The organism is Piscinibacter sp. XHJ-5 (assembly GCF_029855045.1).
In the GTDB taxonomy this organism is placed as follows: domain Bacteria; phylum Pseudomonadota; class Gammaproteobacteria; order Burkholderiales; family Burkholderiaceae_C; genus Albitalea.
Window position 1 is genome coordinate 2404967 of record NZ_CP123228.1, and the last position, 17597, is coordinate 2422563.

Genomic DNA, 17597 nt, shown 5'->3' on the forward strand with positions numbered 1-17597 from the left:
CCCGCCATGCCTGCGGACAATTCCGGCTGACCGGCGCCCATTGCCGCCGACGTTCATCCAGGACTTCCACCATGCTCGACTCCCTCAAGCTTCCCCTCGTGCTCATCGGCCGCATCCTGCTGGCCCTGATCTTCATCACCTCGGGCGTCTCCAAGCTCGGCAACATCGCCGGCACCGCCGGCTACATCGCCAGCGCCGGCCTGCCGGCGGCCTCGCTGCTGGCGGTGATCGTCGGCCTGCTCGAAGTCGTGGCCGGCGTCGCGCTGATCGTCGGCTTCCACGCGCGCTGGGCTGCGCTCGCGCTCGGACTGTTCACCCTGCTGGCCAGCGTGATCTTCCACAAGTTCTGGGCGGTGCCCGAAGCGCAGCAGATGGTGCAGCAGCTGATGTTCATGAAGAACCTCGCCATCGCGGGCGGCATGCTGCTGGTCGCCGCACTCGGCGCCGGTCCGCTCAGCGTCGACGCGCGCCGTGCGTCGGCCTGACCGCGGTTGACATCGTCGCGCAGGCCGCCCGCGGCTTGCGTGCGTTTTGCGCAAACTTCGCAACCCCACCCGACCCGCTCCCGCATAGCATGAAGCCCGGCGACGCGCTGCATCGGCGAGGCTCGCCCAAGAACGAGTCGGGAGTTTGCGGATGGTCGTGTGGCGCAAGGCGCTGGTCGCCGTTGCCGTGGCGTGGATGGGTGTGTGCGGCGCGCTGCCGGTGCAGGCGTTCGAGCGCACCGCGGCCAGCGCCGGCGAGCCGATGTCGGCCGATGCGCGCTTTGCGCTGCAGTGGATCCTGGCCACCCGCGACAACCACGGAATGCCCTTCGCGGTCGTCGACAAGAAGGACGCCCGCGTCTTCATCTACGACGCCCGCGGGCACCTGGTCGGCGCGACACGTGCGTTGCTGGGCATGGCCCGCGGCGATCACTCGGTGCCCGGCATAGGCGACGTGCCGCCGGCGCGAATTCCGGTCGCCGACCGCACCACGCCGGCCGGCCGCTTCGTCACCGAGCCTGGCGAGAACCACGTGGGCGAGCATGTCGTCTGGGTCGACTATGCCGCCGCGCTGGCCATCCACCGGGTACGCCCCGACGCAGCGCGCGACGCGCGCTTGCAGCGGCTGGCCTCTGGCCGTCCCGACGCGCAGCGCGTGTCGGCCGGCTGCATCGTCGTGCCGGTGGACTTCTACGACGACGTGGTGCGTCCCACCCTGGGCCAGCGCCGCGGCGTGGTCTATGTGCTGCCCGAGATGCGACCGGTGCGCGAGATGTTCGGGAAGGTCGGCGACCTGTAGGGGTTGCGCTGCACCCGATCTACAGGCCCGCCGAATCCTCCAGCAGGTCGATCGCCGTCACCACCGCGTCGCGCACGGCCTGTTCGGCAAACGCCTCGGCGGCCGGCGTGCCGGTCGCGATGGTGCCGTCGGGCGTGGCGCACAAGTCCTCTCCTTGCTGCACCTTGGCGCGCCAGCGGATGTCGGCGCCCGCGACCGAGTACTCGGCCTGGTAGGTGTAGAGCTTGCCGCTCTTGGCGTGCTGATGCGTGCCGTCGACTTCGCTAGCCACGAGAACCTCCGTCGTCAGAACGTGCCGTGGTACAGCGCGCAGGAACGGCACACGGTCGGCGGGTCGGCGCCGGCCAGCGCATGGCGGAACGCCTGTGCCGGCTCGCCGTGCCAGCGGGCCGCGAGGCCGCCCTGCGCGGCGCCCTCGCGGGTGAACACCTTGCCGAAGGTGGCCCGGTCGGCGGTGGCGACCATGCAGCAAGGCAGCAGGTCCCCGCTCGCGGTGATGTAGATCCCGTCCGACGGCCACGTGCAGCGCGGTCCTTCGCTGCCGGCGGACAGCCGCGGCAGGTGCAGGCGCAGGCCGAGCTCGTGGGCGATGCTGCGCGACTCGGCGAAGACGGCCGCGGCGCGCCCGAGATCCGGGCCCGCCAGCTCCGCGTCTTCGACGTAGGAGCGGATGGGGATGTAGCGCGCCGGCAGGTCGGGCTGGTGCAGGTCGTTCGACAGCCGCTGCACCAGCAGCTCGGGCACCCGGTGGGCGTGCAGCAGGCGCACGAGCGCCGGCAGGTCTTCGAGATTGCTGCGCATCAGCACCATCACGCCACGGACCTCGAGCGCGCTGCCGGCGGCGTCGCGCTCGTCGACCAGGCGGCCGAGGTTGCGGATCACCTTGGCGAACGAGGCCTTGCGGCGGATGTCCTCGTAGACGGCTGCGGTCGCGCCGTCGAGCGACACCGACAAGGCCGCGAGGCCGCTGGTGATGCAGCGGTGCGCACGCTGCGGCGTGAGCAGCGTGAGGTTGGTGTTGGCCGAGACGCGGACGCCGCGCGCTGCCGCAAGCTCGACCATGTCGAAGAAGCGCGGATGCAGCATCGGCTCGCCCAGGCCTTGCAGGTGCAACTCCTGGAGCTGCGGCATCTGGTCCAGCAGCTCGCGAAAGCGCTCGAGCGGCATCTCACCGACCTCGTCGCCACGGTGATTCACCGTGCACATTTTGCAAGCCAGGTTGCAGCGGCCGATCGGCTCGATCTGCGCAAAGCGTGGCAGCGGCGGCTCCGAGGAGGCGGCCGCGCCGAGCTGGGACTCCCTCGCTGCAATGTTCATGGAGCGAGACGAGGCAAACGGCATACCCCGGCACCGAGGTCCGCGCCAAGCGCCCCGCGCGGCCGGCCTGCGTCAGCGCGTCTGGTAGAGCAGCTCGACCCGCCGCTCGGCCGCAGCAACCCGCTCGCCACCGGGTTCGCCGCGATAGACGATCTCGAGCTGGCGCGCGGGCACGCCCAGCTGCCGGAGGTGCTTGGCGACGGTCTCCGCGCGTTTCTTGCTCAGCGCCAGGTTGTACTCGCGGTCGCCGCGGCTGTCGGCGTGGGCCTCGATGATCAGATGAAGGCGCGGCTCGGCCTTCAGCCGGCGTGCATGCGACTCCAGCAGTGCGCGATACCGGCCGTCGACCTTGTAGGCGTCCGACTTGAAGTAGAGGACGTCGGCCCGCCGGGGCGGCTGCGGCATGGCGACCGGCGTGGGCGCGGGCGGTGGCGCGGGCGGTGGCGCGGCCGCTTCGGCCTGCACCGTCGGCGCGGGTGGCTCGACGGGAGACGCCTCGGCAGGCGCGGGCGCTTCGCCGCGAGCGGGCGCAGACGCCGCCGGCGTTTCGGGCGGCGGGGCCGGCAAGTCGGCGGGCGGGGGGATGATCGCCACCTGCCTGGCCACCCGGGGATCGGGCGCGCCGCAGCCTGTCAGGCAGGAGGCGAAGAACGCACAGCAAACGAGGGTCGCAAGCTTCATCTCGAACCTGTCGCTGCAAACGACATTCCCGCAGGTATCCTCGATGAGATTCCCCCAGCCGACCCGAAAGCCTCCTCATGTCCACCCCCCGCATTCCCGCCACGCTCATTCCCGGCGACGGCATCGGTCCCGAGATCGTCGACGCCACGCTGGCCGCCCTCGACGCGCTGGGCGCGCCCTTCGAGTGGGATCGCCAGATCGCCGGCCTCGAGGGCGTCAAGACCGCGGGCGACCCGCTGCCGGCGATCACGCTCGACAGCATCCGGCGCACGCGGCTCGCCCTCAAGGGCCCGCTGGAGACGCCTTCGGGCGGCGGCTACCGGTCCTCGAATGTCCGGCTGCGCGAGGCGTTCAAGCTCTACGCCAACCTGCGCCCGGCGCACACCATCATCCCGGGCGGCCGCTACGACGACATCGACCTGGTGATCGTGCGCGAGAACCTCGAGGGCCTGTACATCGGCCACGAGCACTACATCCAGATCGACGACGACCCGCACGCGGTCGCCATGGCCACCGGCGTCAACACGCGCCAGGGCAGCCGCAGGCTGCTGGAGTTCGCCTTCGAGCATGCGATCGCGACAGGCCGCAAGAAGGTCACCATCGTGCACAAGGCCAACATCATGAAGGCGCTGACCGGCATCTTCCTGGAGACGGCGCAGGAGCTGCACGAAAGCAAGTACAAGGACCGCATCGCGATGGACTCCGTGATCATCGACGCCTGCGCGATGAAGCTGGTGCTCAATCCGTGGCAGTTCGACGTGCTGGTCACGACCAACCTGTTCGGCGACATCCTGTCGGACCTGGCCGCCGGCCTGGTGGGTGGCCTGGGCATGGCGCCCGGCGCCAACATCGGTGCCGACGCCGCGATCTTCGAGGCGGTGCACGGCTCGGCGCCCGACATCGCCGGCAAGGGCATGGCCAACCCCACGGCGCTGCTGCTGGCCGCGGCCATGATGCTGGACCATTGCCGGCTCCCCGATTCGGCCACCCGGCTGCGCCGTGCGATTGCCGACACGCTCAACGTCGACGGCGTGCGAACGGGAGACCTCGGCGGCTCGGCGAACACGGCGGCGTTCACCAAGGCGCTGGTGAGCCGCATCGCGAACGGGTAGATCGCGCGCAGACCCTGTCCGGATCCGCCGCGGGATTCCGTATGCCCTCGAGAGGAGGGCCGAATCATGAACGCACGACGGGCGCCGTATCGCGTCGGCCTGATCGTTCCCAGCTCCAACACGACGATGGAGCTCGAGGTTCCCGAGCTGTTGCGTCGGCAGCAGCTGGCGAGCGGGCACCGCTTCAGCGTGCACTCGGCGCGCCTGCGGCTGCGACAGGTCACGCCCGAGGCGCTGCAGAAGATGAACGAGGCGGCCGACAGCGCCGTCGACATGCTGTGCGATGCGCGCGTCGACGCGCTCGTGTATGCCTGCCTGGTGGCGGGGATGTCCGGCGGCAAGCCCGGCCTGCTGGAGACGCAGGCGCGCCTCACGGCGCGGGCGGCGAGCTGCGACACGGCGGCGCCGGCCATCGTCAGCAGCGCCGGTGCGCTCGTCACGGCGCTGCAGTGGCTCGGCGCACGGCGCATCGCGATGATCGCCCCCTATCGCCGCTCGCTCACCGACCGCGTGGCCGCCACGCTCGCCGAATGCGGTGTGCAGGTGGTGCAAAGCCGCTCGCTGGAGGTCGTCGACAACGCCGCGGTGGGCCGGCTCGATGCGGCCAAGCTGCTGTCGCTCGCCGCGCAGCTCGACTTCTCGGGCTCTGACGCGCTGGTCATATCGGCCTGCGTGCAGATGCCCTCGCTCGACGTCGTCGAAGAGGCGGAGCAGCGCCTGGGCCTGCCGGTGCTCAGTGCGGCCACGGCAAGCGTGTTCGCGCTGCTGCGCCTGCTCGGGATTCCACCGGCCATCGCCGGCGCGGGCGCGTTGCTGCGCCACGGCGAGCGGTCTCGCACCGCAGCTGCGCTGCCATGAGGCTGGTCGACATCCGGCACCGCGACGCGATGTCGATGGCAGTCGCCGAGATCCACGAGCGCCCCGTCGTCGTGCAGCTGCCGGCAGTGTTCGTCCTGCTGGCCGCGCCCACGACGGCCGGCGCCGCGCAGCTCGACCGGGCCAAGACACGATTGCCCGGCAAGCACTACGGGACCGCGATCGGCTCGCTGGACCGCTTCCTGGCGCAGGCGGATCCGGCGCACCTGCCGCCCGGCTTCAGCCAGGCCGAAGACTTCATGCGCATGACCGGCACTTTCAGCCGTGTGCGCTTTCGCGGCCTCGACTTCGATTCGCCGACGATACGCGGCGGCACGCATCAGGGCGTGCTGCTCAACGGCCTGCATCGATCGCTGTTCGAGCGCATCGAGGCGTCCTTCCTGACCGGCGCGCCCGACCCGATCTGGGGTGGCCACAACTATTGCGCCCCGCTGTGCACGAGCTGCAACATCAGCGGCCATCCGGACGGGTCCATCGTCGAGCTGGAGAAGGCGCTCGCCTTCGCCCGCGATCGCGGCGTGCGGCTGGTGATCACGGGTCCGCAGCGCAGCGCCGACCTCGGCTCGTATCCGATCTTCGGCTACGAGCGCGACAGGGTGCGCGTGCACCGTGTGGGGCCCGGCCTCGAAGCCTTCAAGCAGAAGATCCCGCCGGCGCTGCGCGCCTGGTGACCGCGGAAAAACACGGACCCCGCGCAGCGGGAGTTCGTGCTCTCATGCCTGTTCGACAAGAGGCCCCACGTGCGAATCCGGATCGTCCTGCTCTGGTGTCTGCTCCTCGCGGGCTGCGCGCAGGCGCCGCTGACGGCGCTGCCCGAGCCCCTGCTGCACGACCATCTCTTCGCTGCGCCGTCGCAGCCCGCGCGCGCCGACGACGTGTTCGCGATGAGCGACGCGATGCGCCTGTATCTGCGCCACGAGATCGCCCCGCGCTTCGGCAGCAAGGGCCGTCAGCGGGCCCTGGTCGACGCGCTGGTCAGGCCGGGGCAGCTCAAGCTGGAGTACGACGGCGGCCGCACGCGCAATGCGGCGGAAGCCTTCGACGCGCGTGCCGGCAACTGCCTGTCGCTGGTGCTGATGACCGCGGCCTTCGCCAAGGAGATCGGCCTGCGCATCGAGTACCAGAGCGCCTTTCTCGAGGAGATGTGGAGCCGCAGCGGCGACCTCGTCTTGCGCAGCGCGCACGTCAACGTGACGGTCGGGGCGCGGCCCATGGACTTTCGCAGCGGCGTCGACGAGCGCAGCGTGACGATCGACTTCCTGCCGCCCGACGATCTGCGCGGCTTGCGCACGCGCACGCTGTCGGAGCGCACGGTCGTCGCGATGTACATGAACAACCGCGCCGCCGAGGCGCTGGTGCAGAACAGGCTCGACGACGCCTATGCGTGGGCCAGCCAGGCGGTGAAGCAGGACGCCGCATTCCTGGCCGCCTACAACACGCTCGGCGTGGTGTACCTGCGCCACCGCAATCCGGTGGAGGCGGAGCGCGTGTTCACCGCCGTGCTCGCGCAGGAGCCGGCCAACACCCGCGCCATGCACAACCTGTCGCAGTCGCTGGCGCAGCAGGGACGCCTTGCCGAGGCGGCGGAGCTGAACCGCCGGCTCGCGCAGATCGAGCCGCATCCGCCGTTCCACTTCTTCGAGCTCGGCCTGCAGGCGATGGCGCACAACGACTTCAAGGCCGCGCGCGACTGGTTCGGCAAGGAGGTGGCGCGCGCCGACTATTACCACGAGTTCCACTACTGGCTGGCGCTGGCCAACTTCCGGCTCGGCGACGTCAAGCGGGCGAACCAGCACCTCGAGCGCGCGATGGAGAACAGCACGACGCGGCGCGATCACGACCTGTACGCAGCCAAGCTGGCCTGGTTGCGCGCCCACTGACGCGCCGAGCGCCACGGCCGGGGGGCGTCAGCGCAGCCTGCCGATGAGCTTGGCCGCCTGCTTCAGGTCCGCCAGCCACAGCCGGTAGCCCTCGGCCCTGTCCTCGTCGCGCAGCCGCAGCAACGCCGACGGATGCAGCGTGATCAGCACGCGCAGCCCGTCCTCGCGCTCGAGCCAGTGGCCGCGTTGCGCCATCACCGGCACGGCGTAGCCCATCAGCTGGCGCGCCGCCGTCGACCCCAGTGCGATGGCGGCCTGCGGCCTGACATGCTCGATCTCGCTTTCCAGCCAGTGCAGGCAGGCCGCGGCCTCGCGCTGCGCCGGCGTCTTGTGCATGCGCCGCTTGCCGCGCATCTCGAACTTGAAGTGCTTGACGGCGTTGGTGAGGTAGAGCGCCTCGCGCGGCCAGCCGAGCTCGGCCAGTGCGCGATCGAGCAGCTGTCCCGCCGGCCCCACGAAGGGATGGCCTTGCCGGTCCTCCTGATCGCCCGGCTGCTCGCCCACCAGCATCAGCGGCGCACGCACCGGCCCCTCGCCCCATACCGTCTGCGTCGCGTGAAAGCCGAGCGGGCATTCGCGGCAGCCGGATGCCGACTCGCGCAAGGACTCCAGAGCGTGTAAGTCTTGCGCGGTGTCGGCAGTGTTTGCCGGCGAAGGTTTGCGGATGGGGTTGGGCGCGGCCATGGTTCATGGGCCACGCAGCAAGGAAAGAGCCCGCCGAAGCGGGCTCTCGAGAGGGCTCGAAGGGCGGCTACTTGCTGGCCGCCGATGCCGAGGCGGCCGGCGCGGGTGCCGCGGTCGTCACCGCGGTCGGCGAGCCGTGCGCCGAGGTGCCGCTGGTGGCTGCGATGGGCAGCAGGGGCACGATCAGCAAGGCGACGATGTTGATGATCTTGATGAGCGGGTTGACCGCCGGGCCGGCGGTGTCCTTGTACGGGTCGCCCACGGTGTCGCCGGTCACCGCCGCCTTGTGGGCGTCGGAGCCCTTGCCGCCGTGGTGGCCGTCCTCGATGTACTTCTTCGCGTTGTCCCATGCGCCGCCGCCGGTGCACATGGAGATCGCGACGAACAGGCCGGTGACGATGGTGCCCATCAGCAGGCCGCCGAGCGCCGCCGGTCCGAGCAGCAGGCCGACCAGGATGGGCACGACGACCGGCAGCAGGCTGGGGACCACCATCTCCTTGATGGCCGCCGAGGTGAGCATGTCCACCGCGCGGCCGTACTCGGGCTTGCCGGTGCCCTCCATGATCCCCTTGATCTCGCGGAACTGGCGGCGCACCTCCTCGACGACGCTGCCCGCCGCGCGGCCCACCGCTTCCATCGCCATCGCGCCGAAGAGGTAGGGAATGAGGCCGCCCAGGAACAAGCCGACGATGACCTTGTGATCGGAAAGCTCGAAGCTCAGGTGGATGCCGCGTGCCTCCAGCGCGTGCGTGTAGTCGGCGAAGAGCACCAGGGCGGCCAGACCGGCCGAGCCGATCGCATAGCCCTTGGTCACCGCCTTGGTGGTGTTGCCCACCGCGTCGAGCGGGTCGGTGATGTCGCGCACGCTGTCGGGCAGGTCGGCCATCTCGGCGATGCCGCCGGCGTTGTCGGTGATGGGACCGTAGGCGTCGAGTGCGACGACGATGCCCGCCATGCTGAGCATGGCGGTGGCGGCGATGGCGATGCCGTAGAGGCCGGCCAGCCAGAACGAGACCCAGATGGCGATGCAGACGAAGAGCACCGGCCAGGCGGTGGACTTCATCGACACGCCCAGGCCCGCGATGATGTTGGTGCCGTGGCCGGTGGTCGAGGCCTGCGCGACGTGCTGCACCGGCTTGTAGTCGGTGCCGGTGTAGTACTCGGTGATCCACACCATGGCGGCGGTCAGCACGAGGCCCACGACGCATGCGCCGAACAGCCGCAGCTGCGAGCCGCTCTGGTAGATGGCGTTGTCGGGCATCACCCAGGTGGTGATGAAGTAGAAGCCGACCAGCGAGATGACGCCGGCCACCAGCAGGCCGCGGTAAAGCGCAGGCATCACGTTCTTCATGCCGGGCGAGGCCTTGACCGCGCTGCAGCCGATGATGGACGCGATGATCGAGAAGCCGCCGAGCGCGAGCGGGTAGACCACCGCGTTAAGCGGCGCCATCGCGACCATCAGCGCGCCGAGCGCCATGGTGGCGATCAACGTCACGGCGTAGGTCTCGAACAGGTCGGCGGCCATGCCGGCGCAGTCGCCGACGTTGTCGCCGACGTTGTCGGCGATCACCGCCGGATTGCGCGGATCATCCTCGGGGATGCCGGCCTCCACCTTGCCCACCAGGTCGGCGCCGACGTCGGCGCCCTTGGTGAAGATGCCGCCGCCCAGCCGCGCGAAGATGGAGATCAGCGACGAGCCGAAGGCCAGCCCCAGCAGCGGCTTCAGCGCGTTGGCCAGGCTCTTGTCCGGCGTGAGGTTGCCGTTGCCGGTGATGAACCAGAAGAAGATCGTCACGCCCAGCAGGCCCAGGCCGACCACCAGCATGCCGGTGATCGCACCGCCCTTGAACGCGACGGCCAGCGCGGGCGCGATGCCTTGCGTGGCGGCCTGCGCCGTGCGCACGTTGGCGCGCACCGAGACGTTCATGCCGATGAAGCCGCAGGCGCCTGACAGCACGGCGCCGATGACGAAGCCCACCGCGGTGGTGGTGTCGAGGAAGACTCCGATGAGGATTGCAAGCACCACGCCGACGATTGCGATGGTGCGGTACTGCCGAGCGAGATAAGCCGCCGCCCCGGTCTGAATGGCGCTGGCGATCTCCTGCATGCGCGGGTTGCCGGCGTTCTGAGCGAGGATCCAGCTTCGCTGCACGAAGCCGTAGACGACCGCGGCGACGCCGCAGGCGAGCGCGAAATACAGCGCTGCGGAAGTTGCTGTCAACGGAATCTCCTTCTCTCTCCGGGGAACTGGTTTGAGGTGTGCGCCCTTGTGGATGCCGTTGCGGCCGGGCGCTCGGATCAGCGCAGCGCATGCTACGGGAAGCCCCTGGACAAGGCAACGAGCCGCACATGGTGGTTTTCCACCGTGGCGCGATGCATCCGCGCCAGTCAGGACCTTGCAAGACCGGCACGTAAAATTCGGGTTTTCCCCGAAACCCCTCTTGCCGAACCACACCATGAGCCTGCACAACGTGACCCCCGGCGCGAAGGCGCCCGAGCAGTTCAACGTGATCATCGAGATCCCGATGAACGCGGACCCGATCAAGTACGAGGTCGACAAGGAGACCGGTGCGATGTTCGTCGACAGGTTCATGACGACCGCCATGCACTATCCGTGCAACTACGGCTACGTGCCGCAGACGCTGTCCGATGACGGCGACCCGGTCGACGTGCTCGTGATCACGCCGTTCCCGCTCACCCCGGGCGTCGTCGTCACCTGCCGGCCGGTGGGCGTGCTGCAGATGGACGACGAGGCCGGCGGTGACGCCAAGCTGCTCGCAGTGCCCATCGACAAGGTCCTGCCGATCTACACGCATTGGCAGAAGCCTGAGGACATCAACCCGATGCGGCTGAAGGCGATCACGCATTTCTTCGAGCACTACAAGGACCTCGAGCCGGGCAAGTGGGTCAAGGTCAAGGGCTGGGAAGGTCCCGAAGCCGCGAAGAACGAGATCACCTCCGGCATCGCGGCCTATGCGGCCAGCAAGAAGAAGTAGGCCGCGCGCTGCCCGCCACCACCAGGGGAGCCGATGGCTCCCCTTTTTCATGCGCGGAACACACGGCAACGGGCGCGCTCTACACTGGCCCGCATCTCCCACGCACCCGTACCGCCATGCTGCATCGCCTCGCCTGCGTCGTGCTCATCGCCTGCGCGTCATTCCTGCCCGCCGCCGCCCAGCCGCTGCCGGCCGGTGTCTCCAAGGTCATGTCGGTCGAGGGCATCGACGAGTACCGCCTGCCCAACGGGCTGCAGGTGCTGCTGGTGCCGGACGACTCCAAGCCCACCACCACGGTCAACCTGACCATCCGCGTCGGTTCGCGCCACGAGAACTACGGCGAGACCGGCATGGCTCACCTCCTCGAGCACATGATGTTCAAGGGCACGCCGAGCCATCCCAAGGTCTGGGCCGAGTTCCAGAAGCGCGGCCTGCGCGCCAACGGCACGACCTGGTTCGACCGCACCAACTACCACGCGAGCTTTTCGGCCGACGAGGACAACCTCAACTGGTACGTGGGCTGGCTGGCCGATGCGATGGTCAACAGCTACATCGCGCGCAAGGACCTCGACACCGAGATGACGGTGGTCCGCAACGAGATGGAGATGGGCGAGAACAGCCCCGAGCGCTCGCTGTACAAGAAGACGCTGGCGGCGATGTACGACTGGCACAACTACGGCAAGTCGTCGATCGGTGCACGCGCCGATGTCGAGAATGTCGACATCCCGCGGCTGCAGGCTTTCTATCGCACCTACTACCAGCCGGACAACGCATCGCTCGTCGTCTCCGGCAAGTTCGTGCCGGCGAAGACGCTCGCGCTGATCACGAAGACCTTCGGCAAGATCAGGAAGCCGACGCGCAAGCTGCCGTTGCTCTACACGCTCGATCCCGCCCAGGATGGCGAGCGCAGCGTGACGGTGCGCCGCGTCGGCGGCTCGCCGTTGCTGTTCGCCGGCTACCACGTGCCGGCCGGCCCCGATCCCGACTATGCGGCGATCGAGCTGCTGGCGCTGGTGATGGCCGACACGCCGTCGGGCCGCCTGCACAAGCGGCTCACCGAGAAGCAGCTCGCCGCCGGCGTCTTCGCTTCGACGCAAGCGGCCGCCGATCCCGGCTACACGATCTTCGGTGCCCAGCTCGCGCCGGGACAGGACGTCGACAAGGCGCGCGCCGAGATGGTCGCGACGCTGGAAGCGACCGCCAGCGAGCCGGTGACCCAGGACGAGCTCGACCGCGCGAAGGCCAAGTGGCTGAAGGGCTGGGAGCTCTCGTTCACCAACCCTGAAGCGGTCGGACTCGCGCTCAGCGAATCGATCTCGCAAGGCGACTGGCGGCTGTTCTTCCTTCTGCGCGACCGGGTGCGCGAAGCCAGGCTGGCCGACGTGCAGCGCGTGGCGACGCAGTACCTGCTCAACACCAACCGAACGCTGGGCGTCTACCTGCCCACGGACAAGCCGCAGCGGCCGCCCACGCCGGCGGCGGTGAACGTGGCCGAGCAGCTCAAGAGCTTCAAGCCAGCCGAGGCGGCTGCTGTCGCCGAGGCCTTCGAGGCCACGCCGGCCAACATCGACCGCCGCACGCAACGCTTCAGCGTGGGCGGGGTGCAGGCGGCGCTGCTGCCCAAGGGCACCCGCGGCGGCGCGGTCAATGCGGTGCTCACGCTGCGCTTCGGTGACGAGAAGACGCTGTTCGGGCTGGGTGAGGTGCCCGACATGGTCGCGGCGCTGCTCGACAAGGGCACTAAGACGCTGAGCCGCGAGCAGTTCCAGGATCGCCTGGACCAGCTGAAGACGGAGATCGGCGTCACACCGGGTGTCGGACAGGTGTCGGTGCAGCTCGTGTCGCGGCGCGAGAACCTGCCGGCGGCCATCGCGCTGGTCGGCGAGATGCTGCGCACGCCGGCGCTGCCGCCCGAAGGGCTGGACGAAGTGAAACGGCAGTCGCTTGCGGCGATCGAGCGCCAGCGCAAGCAGCCCGAAGCGGTGGCCGACAACGCGGTGGCGCGCATCGGCAACCCGTATCCGCGTGGCGACGTGCGGCACGGCCGCACCTTCGACGAGATCGTCGCGGACGTGAACGCGGTCACCCTCGACAAGGTGCGCGAGTTCCACGGCCGGTTCTATGGCGCCAAGCGGGCGCAGTTCGCCGCGGTGGGCGACATGGACGCAGCGGCCGTGCGGCAGGCGGTCGAGAAGGCCTTCGGCGACTGGGATGCCGGCATGGCCTACACCCGCGTGCCGAACCCGATCCATCCGGTGCCGCCGCAGCGCCTCGTGCTGCAGGTGCCGGACAACCAGAACGCGACGATGTACGCCAAGCTGGACGTGCCGCTGTCCGACAACGACGACGACTACCCGGCGCTCATGATGGCCAACCATCTGCTGGGCAGCGGCGGCAGCTCGCGCCTGTGGAAGCGCATCCGCGAAGGCGAGGGCCTGTCGTACGACGTTCGCAGCATGATCCAGTGGGAAACGGTGGAGCCGCATTCCGAATGGCTGTCCACGGCGATCTTCGCGCCGACGAACCAGCCGAAGGTGGAAGCGGCCTGGAAGGACGAGCTGGCGCGTGCGCTGAAGGACGGCTTCACGCAGCAGGAGCTCGCCGAGGGCCAGCGCGGCCTCCTGAGCCGGCGGCGACTCTCTCGCGCGCAGGACGGAAGCGTCGCCGGACTGTGGGCAGTCAATCTCTATCTCGGCCGCACGTTCCAGAAGAGCGCGCAAGTCGATGCGGCGCTCGAGAAGCTCACGCTCGCCGAAGTCAACGCGGCGCTGCGCAAGTACCTCAAGCCGGAGCAGTTCGTGACCGCCTTCGCCGGCGAGTTCAAGCCTGCGGCGACGCGCTCGCCTTGAACGGGTGCCGCTCGTTGAGCTCGTCGAGGTACTGAGCGACGCCCGCGCCCTCGCGCTCGAGGAAATCGGCGACGGCAGCCGCGAATTGCGGATGCGCGAGCCAGTGCGCCGACCAGGTCTGCACCGGCAGCAGGCCGCGCGCCATCTTGTGCTCGCCCTGCGCACCGCCCTCGAAGCGGCGCATGCGCTGCGCAATGCACCAGGCGAGCGGCTGGTAGTAGCAGGCCTCGAAGTGAAGGAAGGGGATGTGTTCCACGGCGCCCCAGTAGCGCCCGAAGGCCGCACCGCGGGCACGGTCGAGCGCGATCAGCGATGCACCGACGCGCCGCCCGTTCTTCCAGGCAACGAACAGCAGCCAGTGGTCAGGCATGGTCCGCGCCATGCGCTGGAAGAACTCGCGCGTGAGGTAGGGCGTGGAGTGGTGCGCGCGGTACGTGAGGGTGTAGCAGCGGTAGAAGAAGTCCCAGTCGCGTTCGCCGATCTCGCTGCCCTGCAGGACGGTGAAGCCGATGCCCGCCTCGGCCACCCGCCGGCGCTCCTGCTGGATCTTCTTGCGCTTCTCGCGCTGCAACGTCTGCAGCAGGTCGGCGAAGTCGCGGTAGGGCTCCGGCTCGCGGTTGGTCCAGTGGAACTGCACGGTGCTGCGCATCATCCAGCCGGCACCGGCCGCAGCGGCGCGATCGGCCTCGCTCAGGAACAGCACGTGGGCCGATGAGAGCTCGGCGTCGCGAGCCATCTGCGTCATCGCCTGCAGCAGCAGCTCGCGCGAACGCGCGTCACGCGCCAGCAGGCGGGCGCCCGGCACCGGCGTGTAGGGAATCGAGCTCAGCAGCTTCGGGTAGTAGCGCAGCCCGTGCCGGTGGTAAGCGTCTGCCCAGGCCCAGTCGAAGACGTACTCGCCGTACGAATGGTCCTTGAGGTACAGCGGGCATGCCGCGACGAGCTCCGCCCCGCGCTCGACGATCAGGAACTGCGGCCACCAGCCAGTGCCGGAGGCGGCGCTGCCCGACTCGTGCAGGGCGCTGAGGTATTCGTGGCGCAGGAACGGTGTCGCTTCGGTCTGCGTGTCGAGCAACGCGTTCCAGCGCGGCGGCTCGATCGCCGAGAGGTCGTCGAGCACCCGAATGACATAATCGTTCGCGCCCGTTTCCTCATGCATGCGGCGATGTTAGGCCGACATCGACGACCTTAGTGACACGCCCCCTAAACTCCAGAGCCGAGGAGCCCGCCCATGAAACAGATCACCGCCATCGTCAAGCCGTTCAAGCTCGAGGAAGTTCGCGAAGCGCTCGCCGAGGTGGGCGTCACCGGACTCACGGTCACCGAGGTCAAGGGCTTCGGCCGCCAGAAGGGTCACACCGAGTTGTATCGTGGCGCCGAGTACGTCGTCGACTTTCTGCCGAAGGTGAAGGTGGAGGTGGTCGTGAAGGACGCCGACACCGACCGTTGCGTCGACGCGATCGTCAAGGCCGCCAAGACCGGGAAGATCGGTGACGGCAAGATCTTCGTGACGGCGGTCGAGCAAGTGGTGCGGATTCGCACCGGCGAGACGGACGAGGATGCTGTGTAGGCTGGTGGTGAGCGCAGCGAACTCGACACACCCTAGATGCGCCGATAGTCATCCGGCGCACTCGCTTGGCGCGCGAGCGTGCCGAGGCGCTCCAGCAAGGCCGTCGGATCGGTGTCGACCTGCAGCAATTCGCGCTGCGCCGAATTGACGAACCCCGCCTGCTCGGTCTGGCGCAGGAAGTCGAGCAGCGGGTCGTAATACCCCCGGACGTTCAGCAGCCCGACCGGCTTGTCGTGGTAGCCGAGCTGGCGCCAGGTCCACACCTCGAACAGCTCCTCGAAGGTCCCGATGCCGCCCGGCAGGGCGACGAAGGCGTCCGAGCGCTCGGCCATCATCTGCTTGCGCTCGTGCATCGTCTCGACGACGTGCAACTCGTGAAGGCCGCCATGTCCGAGCTCGCGCTCCATGAGGGTCGACGGGATGACGCCCACGACGCGGGCGCCGGCCGCCAGGGCCGCATCGGCCACCAGGCCCATCAGGCCGGCGCGGCCACCACCATAGACGAGCTGCCAGCCGCTGCGCCCGATGAGCGTTCCCACCGCCTCGGCCGCATGCCGATAGGCCGGATCGGTGCCAGGGCGGGAGCCGCAATAAACACACAGCGACAGCGTGGGACTCATGCGAGGAAGCGGTTCCATGCCGCGCTGGCCCAGATGGCACCACACAGCATCAGTGAGAGGAAGACGGCAGCGCTGGCGAGATCCTTGGCGCGCTTGGACAGGTCGTGGAGCTCGAAGGACACGCGATCGATGGCCGCCTCGATGCCCGAATTGAGCAGCTCGACGATGAGCACCAGCGTGACCGAACCAGCGAGCAGTGCGACTTCGACCCAGCTGCGTCCGAGCCAGAATGCCGCTGGCAGCAGCACCACGGCGACCCAGGCTTCCTGGCGAAACGCGCTCTCACCCCGGTATGCGGTTTTCAGCCCGGCCAGCGAATAGCCGGTGGCACGCACGACCCGGTCCAGCCCGGTGCGGCCCTTGAACGGATTGGTCATCGGATCCGATTGTGCCGCGAGACGTGCGGCAACTTTGCGTCAGCCGGCAGGCCGCCAGGTGACGAGCCGCGTGCCGCACAGCACGTCGTGAGGGAATTGCCGCGAAGGGTGCAGGCGCGCCGTCAGCGCGTAGCCAAGCACGCCGGCCGTCATCACGGCAAAGATCGCGCCGCCGCGAAGCCCGGAGATATACAGCACCACCAGCGCCGGCAGGAACCACAGCCAGCTGAGCACGTAGCGGGCCAGCGCGCGCCTTTCGCTCACCGCGCGGCCTTCGCGATCCACCAGTCGGATGTGCCAGGCCTTCATCGCGACGGTCTGGCCGCCGTGGGACCAGAACCACACGAAGTAGATGCCGAGGATGACGAACAGGAACGCCTGCAAGCCGTGTCGTCCCACCAGCGCGTGTCGCTGCTGCGTGAGGCTGGAGAAGAGGTAGCCGGAGATCATCAGGACCCCGAACAGCAGGACGCCTTCGTACACGAAGGCGGCGAGCCGGCGGCGCAGGCTGGGTGCGCTCGGCTCGCCGGCGGCGGCGCCGGCCGTTTCGCTCATGGACGCTGATCGTTCCCCGGGGCGCCCGCAGAACTCGTCGCAGCGCCTTGCGGGCCCCGCTGCGGCAGCAGGGTCGTCTTGTCGACGAAGCCCGGTGTCGCCGCGATCTTGGGCAACCCTGTCTGCTGGTGCGCCGGCGGGACGGGGCGCTTGGACATCAGGTTCGTCGTGGCGCCGGGCTGGGCTTGAACCACGGTGGGCGCCACGGCCTTGGGCGGCGCCGCGAAGGCGGGATTGGGGACGATGTTCGACTTGGCTTGTGGCCGGTCGGCACGGTCGTTGGTTCGCGGCGGGGCCGGAACCTGCGGCTTGGGAGTGGCGGGCGGTACCGGGCGGGCTGCCTGGGCCTGCAGCTGCCGCTTCTGCTCGGCCGACAACGCCTGGTAGGCCTCCCAACGGGCCTGGCGGTCCTGCGGAGCGACCTGCTTCGCCTCCTGGTAGGCCATGCGGGCCTGGCCGCGCTGCTGGGGCGACAGCCGCGCCCATTCGTTCATGCGTGCCTGCACGCGCTCCCGCTCGGCAGGCGGCATGCTGGGCATGCGCGCGGCGATGTCGAGCCATTTCTGCTTGCGGTCGCCTTCGATGCTGGCCCAGTCCCGCTCCAGCGGCTTGAGCGCGGAACGCTGCCCGGGCGTCAGCTCGCTCCAGCGCGGGCCGACCTCGGCCCGCTTGGCCGGCACGGGGCTGGCCTGCGCCCAGGCGACAGGCGCAGCCGCGGCCAGGCAGGCGGCCAGGGAGCCCGCAAGGAGCCCCAGGCGAAGGTGAGCGAAGGAAAAGCCGCCGGGGCGCATGGCCT

General features: G+C 69.3%; 19 protein-coding genes. 9 read left to right on the forward strand and 10 right to left on the reverse strand.

All coding sequences use genetic code 11. The annotated features are described in order from the left end of the window. Window positions 1–71 precede the first annotated feature (71 nt). A complete protein-coding gene (locus P7V53_RS11265; protein ID WP_280155573.1) occupies window positions 72–485 on the forward strand; it encodes a DoxX family protein in 414 nt (137 codons plus the stop codon). Window positions 486–636: 151 nt separating this feature from the next. Then, window positions 637–1284, forward strand: coding sequence for a hypothetical protein (locus tag P7V53_RS11270; RefSeq protein ID WP_280155574.1), 648 nt, complete (start codon window positions 637–639; stop codon window positions 1282–1284). Between the two features lie 19 nt (window positions 1285–1303). On the opposite strand, the gene P7V53_RS11275 is transcribed toward P7V53_RS11270, so the two are convergent. From P7V53_RS11275 to P7V53_RS11285, 3 genes are read right to left on the reverse strand one after another with little or no spacing between them, the layout of a single operon-like run. After that, window positions 1304–1555 (reverse strand): hypothetical protein, encoded by a 252-nt coding sequence (locus tag P7V53_RS11275; RefSeq protein WP_280155575.1) that lies wholly within the window; start codon window positions 1553–1555, stop codon window positions 1304–1306. Between the two features lie 14 nt (window positions 1556–1569). Continuing rightward, window positions 1570–2625: a radical SAM/SPASM domain-containing protein gene (locus P7V53_RS11280; RefSeq protein ID WP_348273468.1), complete on the reverse strand. Its 1056-nt coding sequence runs from the start codon at window positions 2623–2625 to the stop codon at window positions 1570–1572. 48 nt (window positions 2626–2673) lie between these two features. Beyond that, entirely contained in the window at window positions 2674–3282 is a 609-nt protein-coding gene (locus P7V53_RS11285; protein ID WP_280155577.1) for an OmpA family protein, read from the reverse strand. Between the two features lie 77 nt (window positions 3283–3359). Between P7V53_RS11285 and P7V53_RS11290 the strand changes: the two genes are divergently transcribed. From P7V53_RS11290 to P7V53_RS11305, 4 genes are all read left to right on the forward strand, one after another. Beyond that, window positions 3360–4394, forward strand: a complete 1035-nt coding sequence (locus tag P7V53_RS11290; protein WP_280155578.1) for an isocitrate/isopropylmalate family dehydrogenase — start codon at window positions 3360–3362, stop codon at window positions 4392–4394. 66 nt (window positions 4395–4460) lie between these two features. Continuing rightward, a complete protein-coding gene (locus tag P7V53_RS11295; RefSeq protein ID WP_280155579.1) occupies window positions 4461–5252 on the forward strand; it encodes an Asp/Glu racemase in 792 nt (263 codons plus the stop codon). Beyond that, window positions 5249–5941, forward strand: coding sequence for a hypothetical protein (locus tag P7V53_RS11300; protein WP_280155580.1), 693 nt, complete (start codon window positions 5249–5251; stop codon window positions 5939–5941). The genes P7V53_RS11295 and P7V53_RS11300 overlap by 4 nt, the downstream gene beginning before the upstream one ends. Window positions 5942–6010: 69 nt before the next feature. Then, window positions 6011–7150 carry a tetratricopeptide repeat protein gene (locus P7V53_RS11305; protein ID WP_280155581.1) on the forward strand — a complete coding sequence of 380 codons (1140 nt, stop codon included), beginning with the start codon at window positions 6011–6013 and terminating at the stop codon, window positions 7148–7150. A gap of 27 nt (window positions 7151–7177) precedes the next feature. Here P7V53_RS11305 and P7V53_RS11310 read toward each other — a convergent pair whose 3' ends face one another. Together P7V53_RS11310 and P7V53_RS11315 are read right to left on the reverse strand one after the other, a co-directional pair. Beyond that, window positions 7178–7834 carry a UdgX family uracil-DNA binding protein gene (locus P7V53_RS11310; RefSeq protein WP_280155582.1) on the reverse strand — a complete coding sequence of 219 codons (657 nt, stop codon included), beginning with the start codon at window positions 7832–7834 and terminating at the stop codon, window positions 7178–7180. Window positions 7835–7901: 67 nt separating this feature from the next. Further along, complete coding sequence (locus tag P7V53_RS11315) at window positions 7902–10055, reverse strand: sodium-translocating pyrophosphatase (RefSeq protein ID WP_280155583.1); 2154 nt, start codon at window positions 10053–10055, stop codon at window positions 7902–7904. Window positions 10056–10290: 235 nt separating this feature from the next. On the opposite strand from P7V53_RS11315, the gene ppa reads away from it, so the two are divergent. Together ppa and P7V53_RS11325 are read left to right on the forward strand one after the other, a co-directional pair. After that, window positions 10291–10830, forward strand: a complete 540-nt coding sequence (gene ppa, locus P7V53_RS11320) for an inorganic diphosphatase (RefSeq protein WP_280155584.1) — start codon at window positions 10291–10293, stop codon at window positions 10828–10830. 116 nt (window positions 10831–10946) lie between these two features. Continuing rightward, window positions 10947–13679: a pitrilysin family protein gene (locus P7V53_RS11325; RefSeq protein WP_280155585.1), complete on the forward strand. Its 2733-nt coding sequence runs from the start codon at window positions 10947–10949 to the stop codon at window positions 13677–13679. On the opposite strand, the gene P7V53_RS11330 is transcribed toward P7V53_RS11325, so the two are convergent. Next, the gene (locus tag P7V53_RS11330; RefSeq protein WP_280155586.1) at window positions 13651–14838 is read right to left on the reverse strand and encodes a GNAT family N-acetyltransferase; all 1188 of its coding nucleotides are present in this window, start codon (window positions 14836–14838) and stop codon (window positions 13651–13653) included. The two genes, P7V53_RS11325 and P7V53_RS11330, sit on opposite strands and share 29 nt — an antisense overlap. Before the next feature lie 72 nt (window positions 14839–14910). Here P7V53_RS11330 and P7V53_RS11335 point away from each other — a divergent pair, with 72 nt between their 5' ends. Then, complete coding sequence (locus tag P7V53_RS11335; protein WP_025495426.1) at window positions 14911–15249, forward strand: P-II family nitrogen regulator; 339 nt, start codon at window positions 14911–14913, stop codon at window positions 15247–15249. A gap of 32 nt (window positions 15250–15281) precedes the next feature. Here the strand turns inward: P7V53_RS11335 and P7V53_RS11340 are convergent, their stop codons facing one another. Genes P7V53_RS11340 through P7V53_RS11355 form a run of 4 tightly spaced genes read right to left on the reverse strand, consistent with a single transcriptional unit; the run spans window position 15282 to window position 17592 of the window. After that, window positions 15282–15887, reverse strand: a complete 606-nt coding sequence (locus P7V53_RS11340) for a TIGR00730 family Rossman fold protein (protein WP_280155587.1) — start codon at window positions 15885–15887, stop codon at window positions 15282–15284. Then, a complete protein-coding gene (locus tag P7V53_RS11345; RefSeq protein ID WP_280155588.1) occupies window positions 15866–16246 on the reverse strand; it encodes a diacylglycerol kinase in 381 nt (126 codons plus the stop codon). Before P7V53_RS11345 ends, P7V53_RS11340 begins: the two co-directional genes overlap by 22 nt. A 39-nt stretch (window positions 16247–16285) precedes the next feature. Beyond that, on the reverse strand, window positions 16286–16801 hold the full coding sequence (locus P7V53_RS11350) for an RDD family protein (RefSeq protein ID WP_280155589.1): 516 nt from the start codon (window positions 16799–16801) through the stop codon (window positions 16286–16288). Beyond that, on the reverse strand, window positions 16798–17592 hold the full coding sequence (locus P7V53_RS11355) for a DUF3106 domain-containing protein (protein ID WP_280155590.1): 795 nt from the start codon (window positions 17590–17592) through the stop codon (window positions 16798–16800). The genes P7V53_RS11350 and P7V53_RS11355 overlap by 4 nt, the downstream gene beginning before the upstream one ends. Between the last annotated feature and the right edge of the window lie 5 nt (window positions 17593–17597).